Annotated in this window: 5 protein-coding genes; 1 reads left to right on the top strand and 4 read right to left on the bottom strand. The window is 49.9% G+C overall.

The window, feature by feature from the left end; translation table 11 throughout:
* On the bottom strand, nucleotides 1-810 hold an 810-nt coding region (proB, locus tag GX117_04455), incomplete at its 3' end, for a glutamate 5-kinase (GenBank protein NLO32594.1).
* A gap of 343 nt (nucleotides 811-1,153) precedes the next feature.
* Here proB and GX117_04450 point away from each other — a divergent pair.
* The gene (locus tag GX117_04450) at nucleotides 1,154-2,686 is read left to right on the top strand and encodes a carboxypeptidase regulatory-like domain-containing protein (GenBank protein ID NLO32593.1); all 1,533 of its coding nucleotides are present in this window, start codon (nucleotides 1,154-1,156) and stop codon (nucleotides 2,684-2,686) included.
* A 59-nt stretch (nucleotides 2,687-2,745) separates the two neighbouring features.
* Here GX117_04450 and GX117_04445 read toward each other — a convergent pair whose 3' ends face one another.
* From GX117_04445 to GX117_04435, 3 genes are all read right to left on the bottom strand, one after another.
* Nucleotides 2,746-3,366, bottom strand: coding sequence for a DNA-3-methyladenine glycosylase 2 family protein (locus tag GX117_04445; GenBank protein ID NLO32592.1), 621 nt, complete (start codon nucleotides 3,364-3,366; stop codon nucleotides 2,746-2,748).
* A gap of 13 nt (nucleotides 3,367-3,379) precedes the next feature.
* On the bottom strand, nucleotides 3,380-3,748 hold the full coding sequence (locus GX117_04440; GenBank protein NLO32591.1) for a pyridoxamine 5'-phosphate oxidase family protein: 369 nt from the start codon (nucleotides 3,746-3,748) through the stop codon (nucleotides 3,380-3,382).
* A 160-nt stretch (nucleotides 3,749-3,908) separates the two neighbouring features.
* A complete protein-coding gene (locus GX117_04435; protein ID NLO32590.1) occupies nucleotides 3,909-5,351 on the bottom strand; it encodes a hypothetical protein in 1,443 nt (480 codons plus the stop codon).
* Nucleotides 5,352-5,518 lie beyond the last annotated feature (167 nt).

The following is a 5,518-nucleotide window of genomic DNA, read 5'->3' as shown; positions in this document are numbered from 1 at the left end:
GGGCAAGCTCGTCTTCAACGGATAAAATCGGGTTCTGGGCGCCTGTCCGGAGAGTACGCTATGAATGACCTGATCCTGCCGTCCGGAAGTGATGATGCAATGGACTCCTGCAGAAATGGCAATCTTTGCCGCCTCGATTTTGGTGCGCATTCCCCCTGTGGAAGCGATACTTCCTGCGCCGCCAGCCGCCGCCTCTAATTCCGGCGTGATTCGTTCCACGTCTGTAATAAGTTGAGCAGTTGGATCTTCAGCCGGATTTTTATCATATAATCCCGCCACATCAGTCAACAAAATCAATACATCAGCGTTGATTTTGGCCGCTATTTTTGCCGCCAAAGTGTCATTGTCTCCAAACTTCAGTTCTTGTGTTGCTGTTGAGTCATTTTCATTAATAACGGGTATCACCTTGCCCAAGGCAAAGAGTGTGTTTAAGGTGTTTCTGACGTTAAGATAATTTTTCCGTGAGTCGAGATCGGTTTGGGTCAGCAATACTTGGGCGGAGGTCAATCCATTCCCGTAAGCTTGGAACAGGGTCTCATAATAGTGCATCAATCGCGCCTGTCCCACGGCGGCGACAGCTTGTTTTTCCGGCAGTGAACAGGGGCGTTTTGTCATGCCGAGAACGACCATACCGCATCCGACTGCGCCGGAGGTCACAATAATAATATCGGTGCCGTGCTCATGCTTGAGCTGACAAACTTCTTTCACCAGTTCTTCCAAGACGTGACCATCAAAAGCACTTCGGCCTGTCAATAGATTGGTTCCAATCTTGACTACAATACGTTTGATGTCTTCAGGTGGCATATTCATAATGAGTTGTTGAATCCTTGAAACATGCAGGTAAACACAAAGGCACTATCTTTAATCTTGTGTCTTCGTGAAGGGGTAGCGGCCATTAGGCGAGAGGTGCCTTTTTCGGGCAGTCATACCCGTCGCTTCACAGCAGCAGAATCATTCGGCTGTTGTCGCGTTGCCGCCGTCAGCATACTGTATATTATAAGGCACCTGTTCAAGATCTCCCAAATTCCTTTACCCGGCTAAGCTAGATTTTCTTATGGGAAAAAAATAAGTCACAAAAAAAGGTTGTTACGGTATACTATAGAGTGGTTGTAATAATTAAAATATGGCTCTTCTGCATAAGGGAGTAAAGATCGTGCATAAAAAAATCTTACTAAGTCTTTTCTGTGCTGTTATTCTGTTGGCGCTGCCTTTAGCCGGCCAGGAAGAAGGACTCTCTTTTATCAGAAAAGTGGACTTTGTCAGCTCCAATCAATTGCGTGTGGAAATCAACTTGGATGGAACCCCGAACACGATCAACAGTTTGCAATCTTTGGGGTTTCAAGAATACTTCCCAAAAGACTGGGTGTATACAGGGCGCTTTGAGGAAGGCTACGGAGGCGAGGATATTTCAAAGAAAGACGAGAAGTCCGCTAATTTTAATGGGAAAAAACCGGGTCAATTGGATTACTATTGGATCCAAATTCCCCTATTCCCGGTTACGATCCGATATTATTTAGACGTACCTGATTTTGAAAACGCAGAAACCATTCGAGGCGACCTCATTTGGTTTACAGAATTTCAAAATGGTAGTCAGTCCACACCGGAAACTCGGGTGCCTACCTATGAAGAATCAGAAACGAGTAGTTTGAGCGGTATTGTTCGGAAAGAAGATTCGCTTACTACAATCCGTGACGCGACATTGACATTGACTCCCGGCAATTATACGGTTCAATCCGGATTCGGCGGAAGCTTTCGCTTCAACGCTATTCCCTATGGTCATTACGAACTGACGACAACGAGGGCGGGCTATCATCCGTCTGTCCGAGAAATTACGATCCCTACCAACCTACTCATCCAAATTGAATTAACCCCCGTCGAAGACGAAGGTGAGACACCAATTGAAGGTGAGGTGCCCGAGGAGGGAGAAGAGTCTGTCGAAGGCGAAGGTGAAGAAACGTCTGATGAGGGCGAAGAGGCTGTCGAGGGTGAAGGTGAGACACCTGATGAGGGCGAAGAGTTTGTCGAAGGCGAAGGTGGGACACCTGATGAGGGCGAAGAGGCTGTCGAAGGCGAAGGTGAAACCGAAGTGGGCAGCTTGAACGGTATTGTTCGGAAAGAGGAATCTATAATTACCATCCGTGACGCGACATTGACGCTAAATCCGGGCGATTATACGGTTCAATCCGGATTAGGCGGAAGTTTTCGCTTCAACGCTATTCCATACGGTTCTTACGAACTGACGACAACGAAGACGGGCTATCATCCGGCTGTTCAAGAAATTAGGATCCCTACCGATCTACTTATTCAAATTGAATTAACACCGGTCGAAGACGAAGGCGAGACGGAGGGTGAAGAGGGCGAGTCTGCGATAGAAGGTGAGCCGCAGGTTGAAGGTGAAACACCTCACGAGGGCGAAGTTCAATCTGAGGGCGAAACACCGATTGAAGGCGAGGAGTCCGTCGAGGGTGAAGTATCTGTCGAAGGTGAGGCTCCGGTTGAAGGCGAAGCGCCGGCTGAAGGAGAGGCATCGAACGAAGGCGAAAACGAAGGAGGAGAGGGCGATGATGATGGAGGCTTTTGCTGTAATGGAAGCGAAAATAAAGCCTTGGATTTACCGCGTTTTTGGGGTGACTTTTTCTTGCTCGGTATGACGATGCTTGTATTGATGCGTATGGGCAGATCCTAAACAGAGGAATCCGTGACACGAGGCTGCGCGCGGCTTCGCAGATCTTTGCGGTCGGTCTTTTAGGGCAAGACGGACAAGCGCCACAGGTATAGAGAAGCAACGGAGCCGTAAGGGGAGTAGCGACTCCGATACTTTTGAAAGGCGGCTTTGGATACTTTTTGTAAGTCGTAAAGGCGCATCATACCCCGCCGTATGGCGAGATCGCCAAAGCTAAGCACATCAGGGCGACCTAGACAAAAGAGCAACAGCATTTCTGCAGACCACAATCCGATGCCGTCGAGCTGCACCAAGCTTTCAATAACCTTAGCATCGGGCAGATGGCGGAGCGCCTCAAGGTCAAGGGCGCCGGATAAGACTTTATCGGCCAGTCCTTTGATATACGCAGCTTTTTTGAAGCTCATGCCGCATTGTTGGATGTCATCGACAGAACAGGCATCAATGGAAAGAGCAGTAATTCCGTCCGTCAGGTGTGCCAATCGTTGCAAAATGGTTTTAGCGGCTTTGCCGGATATTTGTTGGCTGATCATCACATCTACGATTGCGACAAAGAGCTGTGGTTTCATCTCACGCCGGATAAAACCAATACGGTCTATTGCATTGGCCAATTTTCGGTCTCTTTGTTTGAGATGACCAATTTCTTTTTCACCATATTCAAAATAGACAGCCTGTTCCGCTTCCATTTATGCCCTCGGATTAAAGAGTTTGCGCGTGACTTTGAACGGTCACGACCAAGGCGGCACGTGCCCAGGGGAACTTGCTGTGGACGGTGTCAAAAGCTTCTCCTGAGGTGTGGAAGGCACCTGTACCTTTGATGAGGAAACCGGCGCCTGCGCCCCGCGAACCTTCCACCTCTCGGGTGCCTGCAGTCAAGAGAATACGATCGTCGTCGGCAAGATTCTTTTCTGTTTGCTGCATCATTCCCACGGGAATCAAGAGCCTGTCATCCCGTACTTGCACATAGGTATTCCACGTGTTAATGAGGTGGGGACCGTCAGCGCCCACGGTGGCAATTGCGACTACACCTTCATGGGAGAGTATCTGTGAATATTTTTCGGGTAACATAATTTTCTCCTTCGTTGTTTGGATTTTCGGGTTTTATTACAGACCGCGGCAGGCGCGCTTACAATGACGCGACCCAACTTTCTGTGTCTTTTCGCCATCATCCGTATAACATCAAAAAAAGAGTGATTGTTCCCAATCCTTATGGGAGATGTGGAATTATTTAGGCTGATTCGTCGGACTCTTTATAATTGTCGGCAGTGTAGCCGTACGTATCCACATCCCGGTATGTTCCCCGTTGATAGAGTGCTTCACGCTCGGTGCCCAGTTTTACGAAACCTGCGGCGCATAAGGCATCTGCCAAGGCGCTTTCTTCTTGGGTTACAGGAACAAGAACACAACGAAGTCCTATTTTTCGACAAATCTCTGCGACCAAAGTTTTGAGCATATTCCGAAGCGCCTTCTTTTCGTATAGGGCGGCGTCATGGAGATAGAGCCAAGCTAAGGCGAGTTTTTTATCCGGGCTGGGGCAGAATTTAATCAGGCCGCACGGGCTTCCGTCTTTACGGAGGATGATCATCTCTCGGATAAATTCAATGGGGTGGAGCGCGTCCATTTCACGATCATAGAGGGTGGCCGTGAGCACGCCGTGGTTGCTGCATGCGAAATAGGCGGCACGGTTCCAATTCTCCCAGCCTACCAGCATGGGCGCGTCATTTTCGCGCAAGGGCCGAACGCTGAACATATCTTGGAATAAAGCCTTGGCCGCAGTGCGCAGGGATAGATGGCCCTTTTGCGGCTGCATAGACGCAACGAGCTGCGAAAAGTTGACGCCCGTTTCGGACACCTGGTTGAATACTGCCACGGCAGACGCGATCCATTGCCGCTGCCCCTCACACCAGAGCGGATCGGGGGTATTCACGTTCCCGGTACGGGCGAAGTGGATGGCGGCATTTGCGCCGCCACATAAACCGCGCACCCAGCACGACAAACATTGGGGTGTTTGAAGTGCGCCGCCCACAGGAAAGAGATCCTGCTGCATGGTTTCGCCTGTTGGATTTGACAGGGCGCCTAATGCAAAGTTTTTTTTGCCCAACCACGGGAAAGAAGGATATACGGTGCCGTCACTATCCATGGCAAGCCATTCCGCGCCGCTTTTATCGGCTCTGTATTGAGGAGAGCCGAGATAGATGGCGTTAAATAAGGAGGCGATCGGTTCGAAGCGGAAGAGGGTATTGCGAAGAATTTGCTTGACATACCATGCCGCATTTTCCTGCAGCGCAGCGGTTATCTTGCTTGGATCTAAATTAGGATATTCCGCCCAAGCTCCGGTCAGGTCAATTGTTATATCGCGACAGCCGGTTTTGTACAAAGCGGCTCCCACGCCCTCAAAGCTTTCAGAAGCAGGCTGCACGATTACGCGCAGACTTTCGGTGAGCCCTTTCTTATCCATATGATTTTGGATTGCTTTCAGCCCTTTGGAAGCGTTGATCATAAAATGCTCAAGAAAGCTGTCCATGGTCGTATCGGCAGCCGGTGTCAGGACGCAGCGATATTGGTGTGCTTTTAAGGGCGCGGTCAATTCGGCAGGGGGGGCTATAGGCGCTGAAATTTCTATGCGAAGCTTCTTCTTTGCTTGCAGCGCCGCACGGCGTAGTGCGTACAAGCGCAGTGCCGCCGCCTACAAATCGGCTTTAAATAAGCCGGGAAAAAAAAGGGATAGGCTCCGGTCGGTTACTTTTTCGGAACGGGCAAGCAGGTACATCCCGGCTTTGGTGATGTGCTCTTCGACTGCGGATGACGGACGCAGACAAAGGCTGAGGTCTTGTAATC

The organism is Candidatus Hydrogenedentota bacterium (assembly GCA_012523015.1).
Lineage (GTDB): Bacteria > Hydrogenedentota > Hydrogenedentia > Hydrogenedentales > CAITNO01 > JAAYBJ01.
The sequence above is the reverse complement of the archived record's forward strand: the minus strand, read 5'-3'. Positions and strand labels throughout refer to the sequence as shown.